The sequence below is a fragment of the Aquabacterium sp. OR-4 genome, assembly GCF_025290835.2.
Classification (GTDB): Bacteria; Pseudomonadota; Gammaproteobacteria; order Burkholderiales; family Burkholderiaceae_C; genus Pseudaquabacterium.
This window is the reverse complement of sequence record NZ_JAOCQD020000002.1, coordinates 99,213-118,717: the sequence shown is the minus strand read 5'-3', so window position 1 is coordinate 118,717 and position 19,505 is coordinate 99,213. Positions and strand designations below refer to the sequence as shown.

The following is a 19,505-nucleotide window of genomic DNA, read 5'->3' as shown; positions in this document are numbered from 1 at the left end:
TACGCGTCCAGTTGGCCGGCGCAGTTTCCCTGTCCTAGGCGATTCTTCGAGGATCCTGGCTTGGAGGCGAGAGGTTCAGATCAAACATCTGTATCCACATGCTGCGCTACATGGATGATAGGGATGCGTTTGCCTGAAGCGCTCGGCATCACGTCGGTCGGTTATGTCGATGGCTCAGGAACTGGCGGTGTGGATACGGATTTCCGGTGCACGGCAATGGGTCGCGTTCGCAATCCCGTGCCTATTCAGCCTCTTCGCTGATCTGGCGGGACATGGCCTGCGCCGTGCTTCGCAGACCGCAGTCCTCGGTCTGCGTTGCGGGGCTGTTGGCGACGGTGGATAACAGATCAAGGACTTCCCGCCGCGACACGGCACCGTTGTGCACGGCGGCGGGCATGGTCTCCAGGGCTTTGCGCAGGTCTGGCCAGTAGCCATCGTCATTCCAACGTGAGCTGGTGCAGACCAGAGTCAGAACGCGCAGATCCTGCAAGTCCAGACGAAAGTCTGCAATGGCATCGGCGGTCAACTCGACGGTGCCGGGTTCCATGCGCGGGTCAAGCATCAATCTGCAAAACGCCGACGTGACGCTCGCCCAGCCAGCCGCGCCATGAACACCCGGCAGGTACAGACAGTCGATCAGCAGGCAAAGCCGGGACTCATCCCAGTCGGTGTGCAGGCGTTCCAGTTGTGCTTGCACCCAGGCCGAACTGACGCCCAGTTCCTTTGCTTGCGAGAGAAACTCGGCGTCCGTCACCGCGCCCCGGGACGCCTCATCCAGCAGACGGGAGAGGGCGGCATTGTTCGATGGAGCGCTCGCGGTGCTCATGGGTGGTTCTGGACGGCGGTCCACGCGGTGCTGGCTGCGGCAGAGCCGAGTTTGTACCCGGAAACGCCCCCCACCAGGCCGCCAACGAAGCGGCTGGCTGCGCACAAGAACGGCATGTCACCGACCGCCATATAGGCGCCAGTCCGTGACCGGCTTCGTGGCGCAACTGGGTGCCGTGCTCGGCCCGGTCGGCGCGCTGCTGCAGGGCGGCGCGAATGCGGCTGAGCCAGGCCCCGCGCACCGGCTGCGCGCGCACCATCCCGTGCTTGACCATTCGGCCGGCCCTGGGTGCCGGCGTTTCGCGCCGGGCGGCTGCGTGGCGAAACCAGCGCGGCGTGCGGCTGGTGGCCAGGGCAGGGGCCTGGGCGTTGGCCTGGGCTGTGGCCGGAGCGTTGACCTGGGCGGTGGCTGCGTTCACGGCGCCAGCCAGTGCGCCGCTGGCGTTCGGGTCGATCTGCATGGGTTCTCCTCGGTTGAATGCCGCTCGATGGCGCCATGGCATGACGGTCAAAGTGAGCGGTCAGCCTTCATGCATCGGGAAGGCCTGTCGGCGCATTCTTCGGGCCGCGGTGCACGCCGTCTTCACGCGATCTCAAACATCTGTATCGACTTGCGCCGCCCGGATCCAAGTCGCGTACGTGTCCACGCGCAGCACACCCTCACGGCCACCGCCCCGAACCCAGCTCAGCGCAGAAACTGGGCCCACAGCCGCAGTGCACCGCCACCGTCGGTGCCCGCCTGGCTGGCCGTGGGCATGGCGGTATAGGTGTTGGCGGTCACTGCCAGGGCCAGGCCGCCACGGTTGAGCAGCAACTGGCTGTCGGCCGGGGCAAACAGCGGCGAGGCGGTGCCCAGGGGGTAGTCGGCCGCCACCGCCGTGGCGGTGCCCGGCGCCCCCTTGAGCAGGCGGTTGTCGCTGCGTCGGTAGTAGCCCCACTGGCCCATGTGGCCGCCCCAGTGCAGGCCCACGTAATCGCCTGCGCGGTTGAAGGCGTAGAGGCCGCCGCTGCGGTCGAGTCCGCAATGCTCGGGCAGGGTGATCAGGGTGTCTGACCAGGCGCCGGCCACCCAGCGGCTGAGGCGGCAGCCGCCATACAGCAGAAACTCGCCGCCGCTGGTGTCGGTGCCCACCAGGCGGGTGTTGCCCCAGATGGCGAAATCGATGCTGGGCTCGGCCGCCAGCCAGCGCTGCAGCACGGGTGACCAGAACGTGATCTGCTCGGGGCGCAGCGGCTGGCGCGTGCCCGGGTCGGCCTGCGCGGTGAACGCGGCAAAGCCATCGCTGGTGGCCAGCTCGTTGAACCATGGCTCGGCGTTGGCCGGGGTGTCCGCGGCCCAGCGCTCGGGCACGGCACTGATGCTGGAGCGCATGCCGACCACGCCCGTGCCCATCAGGGACTGGATGCGCCCGGCCACCACCAGCCGGCCGCTGTCGTCCAGCGCGGTGTCAATGCCCTCGGCCAGGGTTTCGCCGAAATCAAAGCTGCTGCGCAGGCCGTTCAGCACGATGTTGCGGAAGGCTCCGTCGGCCGCGGCACGCAGACCCAGCAGGCTGCGGGTGCTGCTGGAGCCGGCCGCCGACATGCCCACATAGGTGATCGCCACGTCACCGGCGGCATTGATGCGCACGCGGTGGTCGTGCACCTTGCTGGGCGGCGATGCGCCGACGACCTGGGGTGTCTCCCAGGCGCTGGCGCCGGCCCTGCGGCGCGTGGCCACCATGTAGCGGCACAGCTTGCCGGCGGGGCTGAGTTCGTACGCATCGGCGGTGCAGGCCCGTTCGGTGATCCAGCTCACCACCGCATGGCCCGAACTGGACACAGCCAGCCTTGGCCTGTGGTCTGCCAGCAGCGGGGCGGCATCGTCGAGCACCACCGGCGCGGCCCAGCGCGCCGCCTGACCGGCCGCACCGGCCTGGCCTTGCACCACCTGCACGGCCAGACGCCCCGCGCCATCGGCCTGGGCAAAGGCGACCCAGGCACTGCCGTCATCGGCAAGCCCAGCGTCAAAGCCCGTGTTGCCGCTGGCGCCGGAGGCCACGCGCAGCCCGCCGGTGCCCAAGGTGTTCAGGGTGGTCGGGCTGTCCCAGCTGAGGCTGGTCTGGTTGCCGGTGGCCGTGGATGAGCTGGCGGCCACCTGCGTGGGCGTGGTGATCAGGCAATCTGGCGCAGCGGCAGTTTGCGACTTCACGAGCAGGCCATTGGCACTGCCTGGCTCGGCCGGGTTCTGCCAATGCAGGCTCATCTCGGCGCCCGAGGCAATGCCCACTGTCAGGCTGATCGAGAAGCCCGAGGCGCTGCTGGCCTGGACGGTCTTGTGGAACGTGGCGCCCGAGCCCGAAAACGACAGGGTGAGCCGGTTGCTCGAACGATTGGTGCTGTACCAGACCTGGCCACTGGCGTCGTAGCGCAGGGCGCACAGGCTGCCATCGTCGGTGGCGCGGCCTTCGTAGAGGCCCTGCATGCAACTGGCCACTTCGTTGAAGCGCGATCCCGTGGGGCAGGCCGCCAACTGCGCCTGCAGCGCGGCCAGGCCGGCGCCCGGTGATGAGCCACCGCCCGAGCCGCCGTTCGATCCACCATTGCCCGCGCCGTTGCCACCCGAGTCGCTGGCCGGTGCGCCGCCACCACCGCCACCGCAGGCCGCCAGCCAGGCACCCAGGCTGATGGCCAGGCAGGCGGCAGCAGCCCGTGTTGCCAGGCGATGCGTCACACCACGCTTGCTCATGCTTCAAGACCTCCCACGCCTGCCCCTTGGCACGGCCCGGCAGGTTCTAACCGCTGCGCTCAGGGGTGCCCGGTGTGCCGTCGTAACAGCCGCTGGGCAGGTGTTTCAGGAGGCGAGCGTCCAGAGTGGCATTGCCCGGTTGTGGCGGCTGCCGCCGCACCCGCGGTGTAGACGAGACTTCTGGGACAAAGCGGCGACCGAAAGCCAGTGGGGCAGCCTGAACCGTGGCCGGCTGTACGGCAGAAGGTTCGCCACCCGGCGAGAGGCGATTCTTTGCGGCCGATGGCATGGATGCGAGTTGCGCAGACCCAGCATCGGTATCCACATGCTGCGCCACATGACCGCTACGAACGCCTCGTCTGAACGGCGTTGGGCGTCAGGTGTCCAGCTGAGCGTCCAGGCCGGCGGCACGGCAAAGTACTGGTCGTACTCCTTGCGCGCGGCTGGTGGCAGGCCTGACCAGAACGCGTGGGCCTGGCTGAGGCAATCCTCGCCTCGGCCCATGCGCCAGAAGAGGTCGGCGGGGTCGATCTCGGGGTGCTGGATCCAGGGCGGCGCCACGAAGTTGGCTGGCGCCGGTGGCAACTCGGCGCGAACCTGTTCAAGCAGTCGCCCGAGCCTGTTCAGGCCATGGCCATCGCCGCCATCGCCCCAGTAGGCGTCGTTGGCCGTGTGCTCAACGAGCATTGCGCCGCGCGTGGAGGCCAGCACGCTGGCCAGATCGGCATGCTGCGCGAACTTGGCGCGCAGGGCGGTGAGCATGACCTCGTCGCGCACGACGGGCCAGTCGGGGCGCATGGATCGCCGCGTGCGGTCGCGGCCGATCTGTGCTGCCGCAAAAGGCGTGGGTGCGGCATGGACGGCATCGACATCGCCGGCATCGCTGAACTTCGCGGCCTGGAAGAAGTGCTCCGTCGTGGCCCAGGTGCGGCCGCCCGCTGCGACGGGGTGGCGCGAGAAGTTCGAGAAGCAGCCGTAGGCCTTGTTCGTCTCGTAGAAGTGCAGGGTGATCATGGCAGGCGGGTGAGCTGTTCGTGGCACGCGGAGCCCAAGCGCGCCGGCTCAGCCATGACCTTGTTCCGCGTCGGGCCACCAGGGTGGGAGCCCCTCGTTGGCCCGATATCGGTTCAGGAACGCGACAAAGTCCCCGGCATCCGCCTCGCGAGCGTGCCACTTCGGCTCGCCGAGATCGATGCAGCAGACGGTCTCCGGGTCGACTGCATCCAGGCAGTACAGGATGTCGTTGTTGGCGCCACGCGCGAACGGTACGAGCTTGCGCTGCGTGGCCTTGCGGATCAGGCGCATTTCGCCTGGCACATCGATCGCACGCAGGATGCTCAGCGCATGGCCGTCGCCCCCGTGATCGAAGTCCATCTCTGCCCACAGCACAGCCTCGACAAAGTGCCGTGGATACGCGAACGCAAAGCCGAGTTGCGCATGGTCAGCGCAGTACTTCGCTTGGGCTTCGAAGTGCGCGGATTCACGTGGGGCGGTCATGTTGGTGGCTCAGGGCTTGCCGGTGATCTTGGGGTGAGTGGCAACGACGCCTTGGTTCGCAAGACACGCCTGGCAATTTGCTCAACGTTTGCCGGCGTATCAGTGTGCAAGCCTATGGACGCCGCATCCGACCGGGTCAAGGGCCCGGGTGCTCTCTCACGCCGCTGACTGGTGCGCCGCCCCATCGGCATTCCAGTAGCGCCAGTCTCCAGCCTCGCGGCCGTCCTGGTAGTGCCCTTCGGAGGCCATGCGTCCATCGGGGTAGAAGGTACGCCACAGACCTTCTTCCTTGCCGTCCACGTAATGCCCTTCGGCAATGACTTGACCATTGCTGTGGTACTCGCGGAACAGGCCATGCCGGATCCAGTGGGTTCCATCGGTAGCCATCACACGGGAGTATCGGAAGTGGATCTCACCGGTTTCATAGGGGATCTCTGCGATGTTGAGTTCGGTGGTCATGATCGCTTCCTGATGGGGAAATCGCTGGGTTTGTACAGTTCGCGCGAGCGACGCAGGTCTTGCACAAGGCCGTTCGGCCTGTCATTGAATTCGCGGGCGGTGTACTTCAAGTTCGGAATGGCCCAAAGCAACAGGCGGCCTGTCGTCGCCAATATCCGAGACTTCCCGCGAGCAAGACCCCGATGGGTCGGATGGCCTCAAGAAACAGGAGGGCTCAGGCTGTCGTCAAAATATTGCAAGCCATGCGCGTCTCTGAGCGCATAGACCCTCTCGTACTCGAAAGAGAGAACAAAGAACTTGCTCGTCCGCTTCGCCAGCGCATCGAGCAATTGCCGCGCATCTCGATTGCACAAGTCATACCGGTCCAGCAAGTAGCCGAGGGACACGCGCAGCCCGACCGTCCAGGCAGCCGGGTAGGGCATGCCTTCTGCACGGACGGCATGCCGTCCATCTTGCGAGTGAACGAACAAGTCCAGACCGGATTCAGCAAACACGGCCAGCGTGCCGTTGGGATGATCATCTGATGGCGACACGGCCCCGCAGTCAAATGCAGCCTGTCTCAAGTGGTCTTCGTGGATGCCAGATTCGAGTTCCAGCGAAAGCGCCATCGACATGGTTTCTCCGTGTTACGTCGGTCGTGCGGTGCTACTGAAGAGGGGCAACGACGCCTTGGTTCGCAGGTCTTCTGTCCTCGCTGCCGAGGCCGACACTGTGAATCAGCGGCGGAACGGCGGGTCGGTAGGCCTGCCGGTCAACCACGGTCACTTGTCCGTTCTTGACGATGTAGAGGGTGTTGAAGGGGACCGGATTGTCCTGGAGATGTCGTGCCAGCTGGGCTGCCGTCGCGGGCAAGTCATTGAGACTGACAATGACGTTCGGAGCCTGGGTCTCGATCTTCTGGGCCACGTTGTCCCTGATGGTCCAGAGGTTTCCGGTTGACGGTGCGTAGACATCCGCCAGTTGTCCGTTGATGCCAGCGTCGGGGTTCTTGACGCCCCGGGCACCCGCGTTGGGCAACTGAACAACTTCAAAGCCCTGCTTTCCTGCCAGAAACGCCAGCGTCTCGTTCTGGCGCTGAATCGAGCGAAGCTGATCGGGGTTTGAGTTGCGCGGAGCGACCTCCGGCTCACCGGCCAGACTGCCCGGTTGGTGTCCTGGCATCAGTGGTACGCGCACGGGTTCGATGATTCGAGACTTGAATCCACCGCCTGCGGCCGTCATCCCGACATCGACAGTGACCTGTGTCACTGCTTCAACGACTGGCTCCGCAGGCGGTGAGAGGAGGGGGCGTCCTCTGTTCGCATCGAAGGTCTGGCAAGCATATGGACGCCGCATCCGACCGGGTCAGGGGCCCGGGTGCTATCTCACGCCGCTGACTGATGCTTCTGGCTCGGATTTGGATCGGCGCCGACAGCACAAAAGACCCCTCTGGCCAGATCCTGGCGTCATCAATGCCGCGTACCCGCCATGCGATCGGCAATCTGGGCGTTGTAGGTCACCATGGCGCCTAGTGCAGTGCGCCGCTCTGTTCTGTACTTATTCCGGTGCGGTGACCAGGGCGGCCTTGGCCCGGGTCACCTTGGCCAGGATGTCGGTCGCGCGGGCCGTCCAGATGAACGGCTTGGGATCGATGTTGTGATGGGCCACGTACAGGTCGATGGCCAGCTCCAGTTCGGCAACGCTGGCGAAGCTGTCACGCCGGATGCGCTTGTCGGTGATGTCGCGGAAGAAGCGTTCGACCATGTTCAGCCACGAAGCGCTGGTCGGCGTGAAGTGCATGACGAACCGCGGATGACGCGCCAGCCATTTCTGCACCTCGGGGTGGCTGTGGGTGGCGTAGTTGTCCACGATCAGGTGAAGGCCCAGGTGCTTGGGCGTGCGGCGGTCGATCAGCCGCAAGAACTTCAGCCACTCGGTATGCCGGTGGCGCGGCTGGCACATCGAGATCACCTTGCCGTCCACCGTGTTGAGCGCGGCAAACAGCGTGGTCGTGCCGTGGCGCTTGTAGTCGTGGGTCACGGTGCCGGCACGCCCGCGCTTCATCGGCAGACCCGGCTGTGTACGGTTGAGCGCCTGGATCTGGCTCTTCTCGTCGCAGCTGAGCACCAGGGCGTGCTCGGGCGGGTTCATGTACAGGCCGACGACGTCGAGCAACTTGTCCTCGAACCGTGGATCACGCGAGAGCTTGAACGTGCGGCTCAGGTGCGGCTTCAGGCCGTTGCTCTGCCAAACCCGACGCACGGTGGTGGCTCCCACACCCAGGTGCGCGGCCAAGGTGCGGGTGCTCCAGTGCGTGGCGTCGACCGGCTTGTCGTGCAGCGTGGCCTGCACGATGCGCGACTCCATCTCAGCGGTGATCGTGGCCGGACGGCCGCTGCGTGGGGCGTCCTTGCGCAGCGCGTCGATGCCACCGCTGAGGAAGCGCTCGCGCCACATGGCGACCTGGCGCCGATCCAGTCCTGCATCGACAGCGATGTCCTTGTTCTGCCGGCCCTCGGCGGCCAGCAGCACGACCAGCGCACGCTGCTGCAACCGGGCCTCCACCGTTCGGCGCTTGGCCAGCACACGGAGCTCGCGCTCGGTGTCTGCGTCCAGTTCAATCGTCTTGGCAACCCGCACTGTTCCAGCCTCCTGGAACGTCTGAGTATGCCGGCGCAAATAAGTTCTATAAATTCACGCGCACTACACTAGAAAGGCCTCAAACGTCGGGAACTGGTCCACTTCCTGGCCAGCAATCCACAGCACGGCGCCACCCAGAGTTGGCGCACCATCAAGCACGGCGACGAAGAGGTCAAGGTCGTGCTCGGAGCCGCCGATCACCACGACGTCCTTGGACGCCAGCCCATGCGCATCGAGGACCGACAAGGCGTCTGGCCGGTCGGTCAGCGACTGGGCGCGACCGGCGATCAGCTCAGCTGTGCCGAACAGGTCGGAATCCACGTGAAGGGCGGGCCAGCCATCCGCAAGACACAGGAAGTCTCGGACCTGCTTCGGCAGCGGGCGTCCCAGTGCGCGTTCGGCTTCATCCACCCGTCGCGATGAGGCCGCCACCCGCGGCAGCGACCATCGAAGCATGCGATCCGTGTCATGTGCGCTGGCCACCTGCTTCCAATGAGCGATTCGGGCGATGTCGGCAATCACGGTGGCGCTCATCATGGCTTCTCCAGGGTGAATTCTGTCGGCTTGTACCCGATCGGGTACCTGTTGGCCTGGCCGCCCAGGCTTGAGTTGACTTTAGGTGTCAAGTCTAGCCATTGGTAAGGCTGTGCGACGCCTGTCCACGTCGTGTCAGGCACATGTCCGGCATGGCCTTGGTAGCTCTGTCCTGCGGCGACCAAGCGCGCCCGTTCCTTTGCGGCGTCCAGCGATGCATCGGTGGGTCGGACTTCGACAGGTAGTCTGCCGCCAGCGCTTCGTTGCAGACCCGACAAAGAGTGGTGGTCGCACACTCAGATCGAAACGGCCATCTCCAGCGCAATCTTGGCCCGATTGATACTGCCGTCCTCCGCGGGTTGATCCTTCAATTCATCCAGTGCGTACATCAGTGCGACTCGTTTGCCGACGGTGTAAAGAGCTACATCGGCGGGATCGTTCACATAGATTCCAGCTGAAACCAGTGTTCCGTCATCAGTTGCAATATCGATCATGTCCGGTAACGTCGAGGCGTCAGCGCCGGCGGCATAGACATCCACGACTTGCCCTTTAACTTTCAAGGTGGCAATGGTTCCGTTCTTGACGTTGTTCCACCATTCGGTGCTTGCGAACAGACCATGCTTTCCTTTGAGACCGATCCGAGGACGGCTGCGATCCAAGGTCAGCTTATGTGCCTTCTCAATGGTTTGCGGCGTGAGTTCAAGTTCACGTGCCAGCGTGTAGGTGCGCTTCATGGTGAGTGGACTGTGTTCGGTGTCTATGAACATTAGTTGCCCCGGCGAACCGGCTTCGCGCTGACGATGTTGTCGTTGTAGATCTTAAGCGCGTCGCCGCGACCCAACTGGGTGGTCATCTGGCCGCTCTCGAACTTGAATCGTGCGTTCGTCTGGGTCCAGTTCGGTGCTTCGGGCGGCATTTCTGGAAATACGACTGCGGCCGGCTCGTTGGCTGCAACGCCGATTTGCTGCAACTGGGCCGAAGTGCCGGGCCGGGTAGCGATCCGGACAGTGATTCCCCGGTAGGCTTCAGCGTAGTCACGTACGGGCGACAACGAGGTTTCGCCCGTGCTGGGCAATTCCCCGGTGATTCTGAATTTCTCGAAGTCGCGTTCGCTCATCGATCGATAGTGGATCTCATTGCCCTTCCAGTCCAACTCACGCACGGGGCTGGTCGGATCAATCCTCGCCGCAGGATTGGTCTCGATTTCGGGCCGGGCGACCACACTCTGGCGGCCGGCCACTGGTGCCATGACTGACAGGACCACACCAGTCTGAGCCACGCCGATGTCATTGACGACCGTGTCAGGCGCCCCCGCCATGCGTGCCAGGCTTGCCAGTCCTGTCAGGACAGGGCCGCCCGCCGCCAGGCCGATGTCGGTCTGGAAGCTGAGCTGTTCAGGGCTTAGAGGAGGATTTGTCTTCCGCTCAAGCTGAGCCCTGGCGTCGTCGGATGCGGTGAACATGAAGTGTCGCGCCGCGCCTTGGTAGTCACCACTTTTGAGCGCGGTACCCATCTCCGTCCAGCGGTCGTAGGTTCCCACGGCTACCTTGCGATCGTTGACTGACTGAAAGTCGGACGCAACCGGGTTTGGACCCGCAGGGCCGGGCGCGAGCCCGGTGATTGACGCCTGCGGTTGCGTGAGGTCGTTGAAGCTGGTGCCATTCAGTGCCGATGAGGACACGCCAGGCACCCATTCCGGTCCCTGTGCGCGCGCTTTCGCCTGCGCAACCTTCTCCGCCGCCGCCTCACGCGCACGCTGCTCCAGCTCGGCCTTCACGGCCAGGCCGCTGCTGTTGCTGGCGATCAGGCGGCCGCCGGTGCGGGCGAGTGCGGCCAGGTCGGCGTCGGAGCGGTTGCCGAGGTCGGCCATCTGCAGCTCCTGGCCCACGCGCAGGATCGGGCTGCCCCACTGGTTGAGCTTCAGGCTGTTGTCGATGGCCATCTGCGCCAGGCCGGCGCGCCATTGGTCGCCGTAGTGGGCACGGGCGATGGCTTCCAGCGTCTGGCCGCGGCTGACCACGGTGGTGGCCGGGGCGCTGGGGGTGGCGGCCTCGGGCGGGGTGGCGGCCGGTGCATTGGCGGCGGCGTCTGCCTGCACCTGTGTGGCGGTGATGTCGCTGCCGCCGGCGTCGTCGGGCTGCGGCGCCTGGGGCTGTGCGGTGCGGGCCTGGGCTTGCGCTTGCTCCTGCGCGCGGCGCTGGGCCGTGATCTCGTCGGCCTCGCGGCTGGCGGCCTGGGCCGCGGCCATGCCGCTGGCCAGGCTTTGCGCCGCATCGAGCTGGCCGCGGCCAAGCGCCTGCACGGCGCGCAGCCCGGTCACCACCTCGCTGGCGGTGCTGATCTGGGCGGCCAAGCTGCTGTCCTTGCCCATGGCGCTGCCGGCCAGGCCCAACGTGCCGCTGAGCGCACCCAGCGCATCGCCGCCGCGCACTGCCGCACGCACCGCCACGGCCTGCTGCGCATAACCGCCCACGGTCTGCAGCGTGGCGATGGTGGACGAGGCCTGCGTGCCGCTGCCGAAGGCGCCGCCGGCCAGGCTGAGTGCCGCGCCGATGTCCTTGTTGGCGATGGCGTTGTAGGCCATGTTCAGCTTGCTGGCCGCGCTGGCCACGGCCTGGATGTTGGCCACCGTGCTGGCGCTGGCGCCCAAGCTGCCGGCAATGTTGGCCGCGCCGCCGGCCACGCTGGCCACCGCGCCCAGCACCGCACCCCAGCTCTTGTTCTTGATGCCCTGGTAGGCCATGTAGGCCGCGCGCACCACGTCGACGATGCGCACCGCCAGCTGCACCACCGGGATCGGGATGAAGCGGCAGATCATCAGCACCGCCGCAAACAGCTTGCTCTGCATCAGCTGCTTGAAGCCTTCCTTGACGGCCGAGATCACCGCCTTGGTGGTCTCCTTGACCGCCTGCACCACGGCCTTGACAGTGGTCTTGACGGCCTGCACACCTTGCTTGAAGCCTTCGCGCACGCGCTGGAAGTTCAGCGTCATCAGCCCGGTGGCCACCTTGAAGGTGGACTTCACGACGCTGACCGCACCCTTGACCACCGCCTTGACGATCTTCTTGAAGCCACCGGAGATGGCCTTGCGCAGCTTCTTGAACCAGCCGTATTCCACCTGCACGCTGCGGCCGTTGAGCATCACGGTGCCGTGGTCGTTGTCGGCCTTCATGTCGGCCAGCTGCTGGGCGCTCACGGCATCGCCATGCATCAGCTTGGCGAAGATCTCGCCTTCGTCGCCGGCCGAATCAACGGTGTTGATGCGGGCGTCGATGGCGTGGCCCAGCTCTTCCATCAGCAGGCGCTGGGCGGTGTCGGCATCGCCGTGCAGGGTTTCGCGGCTGATGTAGATGGTGTCTTCGGCCTGCACATAGGCGCCGCGGGCGGCGCCGTCGGCGGCCTGGGTGCCCGACAGGTCAGACAGCTGCTGGGCCGAGGCGATCTGGATCTTGGGCGCCCACGAGAAGTCACCGGCCAGGGCCTGCTGGCGCAGGGTTTCGGCCTTGGCGGCGTCGAACTTGTCACCGAAGGCCTGGCGCAGCGTGGTGTTGAACGCACCGGCATCGGACGCCGAGGCGGCAAAGCGCTGCTGCATGGCGCTGGAGACGCGGCTCAGGGCCAGGGCATCGGCCGCGGCAGCCTGCTGGGCCTGCAGCTTGGCTACCGTGCCTTGCAGGCGCTGGCGCAGGCGACCCAGACCACGCAGCCAGCCCATGCCGTGCACGCGGGTGGGGGTCAGGCTCAAGGCGGCCATTCGTGCGTCGCTGCCGGTCTGCGCGTGTTGCATGCGGCCTTGCATCAGCTGGCGCAGGCGGCCGGCCCAGCCCGATGACACCGCCGGTGCCGCGATGCTGACCGACATCGGCTTGCCTCTGTGCAGGGGATCGAAGCGCACCCAGGTGGGCACGCGGCGCAGCGTGGGCTCGGCCATCGGCCGCTCGGCCGGCAGGTCGGCGGTGGTCTGCGCCGTGGTGGCCGCTCGGGCCGCGTTGGCATTCGATTCGATCTGCATCGGGTTCTCCTGGGCAAGCGCCGTGTGCGGCGCGTTTCGGGTGTCGTGGATCAGTGCGTCGGCGCACCACTGCTCGGGGGCCGCGGCGGCGCAATGCGCAGCAGGGCTTGCAGCCTGTCCAGCGTTTGCGGCGCAGGGGTCGGGTCTTGCAGGGCCTGGCGCAGAAAGGTGTTGATCTCGTCGCGTGCAGCCAGCGCGCGATCGGCCACCGCATCGCTGCCGCTGCGGTACTCGCCGATCTGCACCAGGGTCTCGATGTCCTGCAGCTTCTGCAGCAGCTCGCGCAGCGTGCGCGCGGCCTGCGCATGTGCTTCGGGCACCACGCGCTGCATCACCCGGCTGCGGCTGGCCAGCACGTCGATGGCCGGGTAGTGGCCGCTGTCGGCCAGGCGCGGGCTGAGCAGGATGTGGCCGTCCAGCGTGGCGCGCGCTTCTTCAAAGATCGGGTCACCGGCGCTGTCGTCGTCGACCAGCACGGTGAAGAAGGCGGTGATCGCGCCACGGTCTGACCAGCCGGCGCGCTCGAACAGGCGCGGCAGGGCATTGAACACCGAGGGCGGGTAGCCCCGCCGCGTGGGCGGCTCGCCCGCGGCCAGGCCGATTTCGCGCAGCGCGCGGGCGTAGCGCGTGACCGAGTCCATCAGCAGCAGCACCGACTGGCCCTGGGCGCGAAAGTACTCGGCACAGGCCATGGCCACCTCGGGCGCCTTGGCGCGCTCGGCCGACGAGCGGTCTGAGGTGGCCACCACCACGATGCTGCGCGGGCCCAGGCCGAGGTGGCGAATCTCCTCGAGAAACTCGCCCACCTCGCGGCCGCGCTCGCCCACCAGGGCCAGCACCACCACATCGCAGGCGCTGCCCTGGGCAATCATCGACAGCAGGGTGCTCTTGCCGGTGCCGGCCGGCGCAAAGATGCCCAGACGCTGGCCCACGCCGCAGGTGAGCAGGGCGTCGATGGCGCGCACGCCGGTGGCCAGTGGCTGGGTCACTGCGCGCCGGCACAGCGCATCGGGCGGGCTGGCCTTGATCGGACAGGGCTGGGCATCGTCGAGCCTGGCGCCGGGGGTGAGCGGCCGGCCAAAGCCGTCGAGCACCTGGCCCAGCAGGCCGGGGCCCACCTGCACCTGCGCGCCATGGCCCAGCGGTGCCACCTGGGTTCGGTTGGAGACGCCATCAAGCTCGCCCAGCGGCAACACCAGCAGGTGCTCGCCTTCGAGCCCGATGACCTCGCCTTGCAGCTGCCAGGGCGCGGCGGTGCCGGCTTCGGCGCCGGGATGGCTGAACTGGCACATGTCGCCCACCCGGGCCTGCAGGCCGGTGACCTGGATCACGCTGCCCAGTGCCCGCACCACACGGCCGCGCCGCTCGGGCGCCGGCCATTGCGTGGCGGCGCGCTGCAGTGCCGCGGCCCAATCGGGTTGCGGTGCGTTCATGCCGCGCCGTCCGGCGTGGCGGCCTTCAATGCCGCGTCCAGGCTGGCCTGCAGCGTCGACAGGCGCAGGCTCAGGCGGCCGTCGATGGCGGTTTCGTCGGTCTCGAGCACGCAGTCGCCGGGCTGCAGGGTGTCGTCGATCAGCACATCACCGGCACGCGGGCTGGCGCCATCGGCTGCCCAGCGGGCCAGCAGCGCCTGGGCCGCCGGCCCGTCGGCCGCGGCCACCACCAGGCGCAGGCGCCGCGCATGCACGGCCTGCTCGATCAGCGCGGCAGCCAGCAGCTCGAAACGATCGGCCTGCGGCAACTGCCTGACCAGGTGCTGCAGGGCCTGCATCACCACGCCCACCAGCGTGGGCCGCAGGTCATCCAGCTGGGCATGGCGGCGGGCCTGGCGCTCGGCCAGCTGCCGCGCCCACTCGGCACGGCCGGCGGCCAGGCCGGCGGCGTGGCCAGCGGCGTGGCCAGCCTGCTCGGCGGCCAGCCGCACGGCCTGCAAGCGGGCCTGCACCTCTTGCTGGTGGGCGGCAAGGTCGGCCTGCAGGCGGTCGGCGGTGAGCAATTGCTCGAGCGCGGCACGCGGCACCACGCGGCCGCGGCTGCGGCTCAGCGTGGTGGGGTTCAGCCAGGGCAGGCCAGCCTGGCCGGCGGCGTTGGTGGGTGGGTTCATGACAGCGCGGTCGGCGGGCTGCCGGCGGCAGCGGTCGGGTAGGGCGGGGATGGCGGGGATGGCGGGGATGGCGGGGCGCCTGGCGGGGCGGCTGTGGCCGAGGTGGCTTCGGCATCGGAGGCCAGATCGGCCAGCATCACGCCGGCCACTTTCAGGCAGGTGTGCAGCCAGCGCAGGGCCTGCACATCCAGCGGCAGCGGTGGCGTGGCGCGCAGCGAATGCGGCCACACCAGGCGCATGCGCGCCGACACCGCCTCACCCAGATCGCCCAGGCCCGCCAGGGCCATGGCCAGGCAGAAGCCCTGCCAGCTGTCGGGCTGGCGCGCCGCGGCCTGTGCCATGTGGCGCACGCCGCGCGCATGTGGCGGCACCTCGACGCTCAGGTGCAGCTGGCACCAGCGCAGCGTGCTGCGCCGGATGTCGGTGCCGAGCACCCGGTCCCAGTGGCGAATGGCCTCACCATGCACCGCGGCGCGCAACTCGGGCAGCAGGTTCAGCGCCCCGGCCACCGAGAGCTGGCGCTGCAGTGCTGCGGCGTCCTGCAGGGCCCAGGCCGGCACCTGGTCGACCGGCACGCGCTGGCCGGCCGGGGCGCCGGCTTCGGCCAGCAGCGCGCGGGCCACGGCCAGCGCGGCGGGGCCGGCATCGGCGCCCCAGCCGGCGGTCACCGGCACGCCGCTGGCCTGGGTCAGGGCGTCCAGCCACGAGGCGTGAACGCGCGCCTGCGGCCAGGCTGCAAACTGAAAACGCTGGGCAATCTCGTCAGCCCAGCCTGCCGCGCCGGCGGCTTCGGCGGCCAGGCGCTCAGGCATGGGGCTGGCGCAGCTCGCGCGGCGTGGCGTGGGCGGTGCCGGCACCTGCGCCTGAAGCTGCACCTGCGCCGGTGTTGCGGAAGCCCGAGGGCGCGATGCTGTCGCGCGCCGCCGGTCGGCCCAGGCGGGCCTGGCGCTCGGGCAGGCTGCCTGCACCACGGCGGCTGAAGGCCCACACCGCGGCCAGTGCGGCCAGCAGCAGGCCGAAGCGCCACCACAGGCCGGCCACGCTGCCGGCCGGCACCGGCACACCGAGAAAGCGGCTGCCGTCGAGTGGCAGCGCGGCGCCGCCGGCGCCCACCGCGGCCGTGCTGCCGCGCGGGCCCTGCGTGGCAAACAGGGTCACGGCCACGCGGTCGATGCTGAGGCCTTCGACACCGCGCACCACCAGGTCCTTCACCGCCGGCACGGCCGAGGCCAGGTCATCGCCGGCGCGGTGCTTGATGAACACCGAGGCCGACGAGGGCTTCAGCTCGGTGGCCAGGGGATCGTTGGCCGGCAGCACGATGTGCACGCGCGCCACCAGTACGCCATCGATCTTGGACAGGGTTTGCGCCAGCGCCTGCTCGGTGCCGTAGACGAAGCGCACGCGCTCTTCGGCCGGCGTGCTGATCAGCTGGTTGCGGCCGAACAGCTCGCCCAGCGTGGGGTGCTTGGCCTCGGGCTGGGCATTGGCCTTGAGCAGGCCGATGGCGCGCGCCAGGTCGCTCTTGTCGGCCCACACGCTGTAGCCGGCATCGGGGTCGCTGCGCTTCTCGGCATCGAGCCCGCCTTGCAGCAGGGTGTAGAGCGCGTCGTTGGCCTCGGCTTCGCTGAGGCGGGTGTAGACCGAGGTCTTGCAGGCGCCCAGCGCCAGCAGCGCCAGCGCCGCCAGCGCCAGACGCAGGCCGCGCGTGGCGCGTGGTGCCAGCGCCGCGCTCATCCGCGTGCGGTGAGCGTCTGCACGCCCTGGGTCAGCGACTGGGTGGTCTTGGCCGCCAGCTCGATGCCCACCGCCGCCTGCGCCACCTTGAGCTGCGAGCGCAGCATGCCCAGCGCAAACTCGGCGGGCGAGCTGTCGGCCGACGGCAGCGTGGACAGCACCACGCGTTCGATGTCGAAATCCAGTGCGCTGAGCGGCTGGCCGGCCAGCTTGGCCATGTTGTCGGCCGCGGTGGCCGTGCTGGCCGCGGTGCCCCCGGTCGTGGCTGACGAACTGGCGGCCGCCGTGGCGGCTGGTGCAGCCGCCTGGCTTTCGGCCGGGCCCAGGCACAGCGCGCGGAACTGCTCGGCACAACCGGGTGCCAGCGCGCGTGGTGCGGCCAGCGGGGCCTCGGCACCGGTCGGCGTCACCTGGGGGATGGGCACGGCGCTCGGGCCCAGGCTGGCGATCTGGCTGATGCTCATGGCGGGAGTCTCGGGTTCGGTGGGGTCAGGGCTGGCCGAGCCGGGTGTAGCGATGACGGCGTTCGGCCATCGGTGCCGCGGCGGTCTCGGCCGGAGAATTCAGGATGTCGTCGCGCACCGAGCTGGCGATGGCCAGCGCATCGGCATCGGTGTGCGGGCCGGCGCTTTCGAGCACGGCCTGCAGCAGCACGCGGCCGCGCGGGTCGCCACGGCGGTGGCGGTGGATGGCCAGCATCACGCGCGCCATGTCGTGCACGGCATCGCGTTGCAGGGCCAGCTCGAGGGTCTGGATGGCGGCGGCCTCGTCGCCCGCGCGCGATTGCGCCACGGCCAGCGACACCAGCGCATTCGGGTCGCCCTCGCGCAGCAGCACCAGCTGCTCGAAGATCGACACCGCCTTGTCGTGCGCCGCCACATCGCTGCACAGGGCACCGATCTGGGCCATCAGCTTGAGCGGCTCGCGGGGCAGGTCGGGTTGCATGGGGAAATCGGGTGAACGGCGAGCCGGGTTCGCGCCGATCGGCGGAACCCGTCTCGCGGACCGGGTCGAATTACTTCGACGCGACCTGGCTGTGCGCCTGGAACGCCTTGTCGATGATCGACGAGGCCTTTTGCTCCACGCTGGTGGCGATGCTGACCTGCAGCTGGGCTTCCATCAGCGCCTTGGAGTAGGCGGCGGTGTCGCCGGTGTTGACGCTCTTCAGGGCGGTCAGGGCGGCTTCGGCGGCAGACCAGGCGGTGCCGCTGTTGGAAATCAGGGAGGTATAGGTGTCCATGTTGACTCCGGTAGGTTTGAGAACTGTTGACGAACGAGGGCGGGCGCAGCCGGCGGTGCCGCTGCGGCCTACCCTGGGGATCCCGCCGCTGCCGAGTTGCAGACGGCGTGGAACTCTCGAACCAGCGCCGCACAGGTGGTCGCGCATTGCACGGCCGCCAGGTGGCGCTGGTAGAGCGCGGGGGCCGACGACTCGCGCAATGCCTGCGTGGCAGTGCCCTGGTAGTCGGCCAGTTGTTGCAGCAGCTGGTCGCGCAGCTCGCCGCTGGGGTCGTCGGTGAGGGCCAGGCCGACGGGGTTGTTGCCGAGGTAGCGCATGGTGGTTTGGGCGGCTTGCACAGGGGCGGGCAGCGCCGCTCAGCGCACGGCAGGCTGGCCCGGGTGGGCCATGGCCGCCAGCGTGGCCGTGCCGGCCAGGGCCGCCGTGGTGCGCGTGCTGGTGGTCTGGGTGGTCTGGGTGGCCTGGGGGGAGCCGGGCGCGGTGCCGTTGCGCTGGCCCGCGCCGTGCGTGGCCACCGTGCTGCCTGGCAAGGCCGGCACGGCCTGGCGCACCGTGACCGCCAGCGACTGCACGCCGGGCACGCTGGCCACCAGCTGGTTCAGGCGCGTTGCAGCCGCGGCGTCGGGCACCGGCACGTCGCACGCAAAGCGGCCGTCACCCAGGTGGCGGGCGCCACAGGTGTAGCCACCCAGCCGCGCCAGCCGGGTGAGCGACTCGGCCATCTGCTGAACGTCATGCACCTGCAGGGCCAGGGCCGGTGTCACGCGCTGCAAGGCCTGCTCGAGGTCTTGGCGCATCGCGGCGTCGGCCACCAGGCCGCGCACGGCGGGGGGCTGGCCATCCGCTCGCACCAGCTGCAACTGGGCACCGCGGGCGTTGAAGCCGGCCAGCACCTGGGCCGGCAGGGTGGCCGGTGGCGCAGCCAGGGTGGCCGCCGGCTGGGCCAGGGCCCGCAGGCCAGGCAGGCTGGTGGTGCTCAAGGCGGTGCCGGCCACGGCCATCACGGCGGCGGCCGCCACACCCAACAGCGCCACCGATCTGGCCGCGCCGCGACGCTGTTGGGTCGCGGGCATCGAACCGCGGGCCAGATCGGCCGCCAGCAGTTCGGCGGGCAGGCGCCGGCTGCGGCGCAGCAGCTCCACCTGCAGCTCGGCGCAGCCCACGCGCAGCCGCAGCTGAGGTAGCTCGAAGCGGTGCGGCCCCAGCGGCAGCGGGCCATCCGGGTGCAGCAGGGTGCCGGTGCACAGGTGCACGCCCGCGGCCAGCGCTTCAACCACCAGCTGGCCGTCGCACTCGATCAGGCGCAGGCTGTGGTCGGGCACGCCGTCGTCCATCAGCACCAGGTCGCAGCTGCCATCGCTGCCCACCCGCACGTCTTCGCCTGGCTGGCCCACATAGGCCGCACCGCCATGCAGGCCGCGGCGTACCGAGACCAGCACCCGGTAGCTCACGGCGGCCGGTGCGAACAGCATGCTGTCGGCATGCGGCTCGGCGGGGGCGGTGGGGTGGGCGGCAGGGCGGGACATGGGGCGCATGGGGGTTCGACGTGGGCCGAGAGGGTCAAAAACTTCGATGGTCGTCAGCATGCATGCCGCTCGGCTGGGGCGTCAACGTGGCGTGTTTCACGCGCCTGGTGGCCTGGTCTTGCAGCTCGATACGAATGTTTGGCGCCGAGATCAGGCCCACCCGGATGGCCATGGCATACGCGCGTGCCGCGTGGGCATGCGATGTTTTCAGGCGCATCGATTCGGCC

General features: G+C 68.5%; 20 protein-coding genes and 1 pseudogene. All 21 read right to left on the bottom strand.

Annotated elements, in window-relative coordinates; all coding sequences use genetic code 11:
* Positions 1-241: 241 nt before the first annotated feature.
* Positions 242-826 carry a hypothetical protein gene (locus tag N4G63_RS12765; protein WP_260785860.1) on the bottom strand — a complete coding sequence of 195 codons (585 nt, stop codon included), beginning with the start codon at positions 824-826 and terminating at the stop codon, positions 242-244.
* The gene (locus tag N4G63_RS12760) at positions 771-1,286 is read right to left on the bottom strand and encodes a hypothetical protein (protein WP_314599765.1); all 516 of its coding nucleotides are present in this window, start codon (positions 1,284-1,286) and stop codon (positions 771-773) included. Before N4G63_RS12760 ends, N4G63_RS12765 begins: the two co-directional genes overlap by 56 nt.
* A 224-nt stretch (positions 1,287-1,510) precedes the next feature.
* Positions 1,511-3,553 carry a hypothetical protein gene (locus N4G63_RS12755; RefSeq protein ID WP_260785858.1) on the bottom strand — a complete coding sequence of 681 codons (2,043 nt, stop codon included), beginning with the start codon at positions 3,551-3,553 and terminating at the stop codon, positions 1,511-1,513.
* Between the two features lie 594 nt (positions 3,554-4,147).
* Positions 4,148-4,567, bottom strand: a pseudogene (ybiA, locus tag N4G63_RS12750) (riboflavin biosynthesis intermediates N-glycosidase); the annotation flags it as partial.
* A gap of 48 nt (positions 4,568-4,615) precedes the next feature.
* Positions 4,616-5,050, bottom strand: a complete 435-nt coding sequence (locus N4G63_RS12745) for a hypothetical protein (protein WP_260785856.1) — start codon at positions 5,048-5,050, stop codon at positions 4,616-4,618.
* A gap of 156 nt (positions 5,051-5,206) precedes the next feature.
* Positions 5,207-5,509 carry a toxin-antitoxin system YwqK family antitoxin gene (locus tag N4G63_RS12740; RefSeq protein WP_260785855.1) on the bottom strand — a complete coding sequence of 101 codons (303 nt, stop codon included), beginning with the start codon at positions 5,507-5,509 and terminating at the stop codon, positions 5,207-5,209.
* 197 nt (positions 5,510-5,706) lie between these two features.
* Positions 5,707-6,123, bottom strand: coding sequence for a hypothetical protein (locus N4G63_RS12735; RefSeq protein ID WP_314599764.1), 417 nt, complete (start codon positions 6,121-6,123; stop codon positions 5,707-5,709).
* Between the two features lie 31 nt (positions 6,124-6,154).
* On the bottom strand, positions 6,155-6,757 hold the full coding sequence (locus N4G63_RS12730) for a CdiA C-terminal domain-containing protein (protein WP_260785853.1): 603 nt from the start codon (positions 6,755-6,757) through the stop codon (positions 6,155-6,157).
* Between the two features lie 288 nt (positions 6,758-7,045).
* Entirely contained in the window at positions 7,046-8,128 is a 1,083-nt protein-coding gene (locus N4G63_RS12725) for an IS630 family transposase (RefSeq protein ID WP_260785852.1), read from the bottom strand.
* 63 nt (positions 8,129-8,191) lie between these two features.
* On the bottom strand, positions 8,192-8,662 hold the full coding sequence (locus tag N4G63_RS12720; protein ID WP_260785851.1) for an SMI1/KNR4 family protein: 471 nt from the start codon (positions 8,660-8,662) through the stop codon (positions 8,192-8,194).
* Between the two features lie 296 nt (positions 8,663-8,958).
* A complete protein-coding gene (locus N4G63_RS12715) occupies positions 8,959-9,396 on the bottom strand; it encodes an immunity protein RhsI2 family protein (RefSeq protein ID WP_260785850.1) in 438 nt (145 codons plus the stop codon).
* A gap of 32 nt (positions 9,397-9,428) precedes the next feature.
* Positions 9,429-12,674 carry a hypothetical protein gene (locus tag N4G63_RS12710; protein ID WP_314599763.1) on the bottom strand — a complete coding sequence of 1,082 codons (3,246 nt, stop codon included), beginning with the start codon at positions 12,672-12,674 and terminating at the stop codon, positions 9,429-9,431.
* A gap of 50 nt (positions 12,675-12,724) precedes the next feature.
* The gene (locus N4G63_RS12705; protein ID WP_260785847.1) at positions 12,725-14,107 is read right to left on the bottom strand and encodes a FliI/YscN family ATPase; all 1,383 of its coding nucleotides are present in this window, start codon (positions 14,105-14,107) and stop codon (positions 12,725-12,727) included.
* Positions 14,104-14,778 carry a FliH/SctL family protein gene (locus N4G63_RS12700; RefSeq protein WP_314599762.1) on the bottom strand — a complete coding sequence of 225 codons (675 nt, stop codon included), beginning with the start codon at positions 14,776-14,778 and terminating at the stop codon, positions 14,104-14,106. Before N4G63_RS12700 ends, N4G63_RS12705 begins: the two co-directional genes overlap by 4 nt.
* Positions 14,775-15,590, bottom strand: a complete 816-nt coding sequence (locus N4G63_RS12695) for a SctK family type III secretion system sorting platform protein (protein WP_260785844.1) — start codon at positions 15,588-15,590, stop codon at positions 14,775-14,777. The genes N4G63_RS12700 and N4G63_RS12695 overlap by 4 nt, the downstream gene beginning before the upstream one ends.
* The gene (gene sctJ / locus N4G63_RS12690) at positions 15,583-16,512 is read right to left on the bottom strand and encodes a type III secretion system inner membrane ring lipoprotein SctJ (RefSeq protein WP_260785843.1); all 930 of its coding nucleotides are present in this window, start codon (positions 16,510-16,512) and stop codon (positions 15,583-15,585) included. The genes N4G63_RS12695 and sctJ overlap by 8 nt, the downstream gene beginning before the upstream one ends.
* Positions 16,509-16,976 (bottom strand): hypothetical protein, encoded by a 468-nt coding sequence (locus N4G63_RS12685; protein WP_260785842.1) that lies wholly within the window; start codon positions 16,974-16,976, stop codon positions 16,509-16,511. The genes sctJ and N4G63_RS12685 overlap by 4 nt, the downstream gene beginning before the upstream one ends.
* Positions 16,977-17,001: 25 nt before the next feature.
* Positions 17,002-17,457: a tetratricopeptide repeat protein gene (locus N4G63_RS12680; protein WP_260785841.1), complete on the bottom strand. Its 456-nt coding sequence runs from the start codon at positions 17,455-17,457 to the stop codon at positions 17,002-17,004.
* Positions 17,458-17,527: 70 nt separating this feature from the next.
* Entirely contained in the window at positions 17,528-17,752 is a 225-nt protein-coding gene (locus N4G63_RS12675; protein ID WP_260785840.1) for a hypothetical protein, read from the bottom strand.
* Positions 17,753-17,820: 68 nt separating this feature from the next.
* Positions 17,821-18,090 (bottom strand): hypothetical protein, encoded by a 270-nt coding sequence (locus N4G63_RS12670; protein WP_260785839.1) that lies wholly within the window; start codon positions 18,088-18,090, stop codon positions 17,821-17,823.
* Between the two features lie 18 nt (positions 18,091-18,108).
* Entirely contained in the window at positions 18,109-19,278 is a 1,170-nt protein-coding gene (locus N4G63_RS12665) for an FHA domain-containing protein (protein WP_260785838.1), read from the bottom strand.
* Positions 19,279-19,505: the final 227 nt, after the last annotated feature.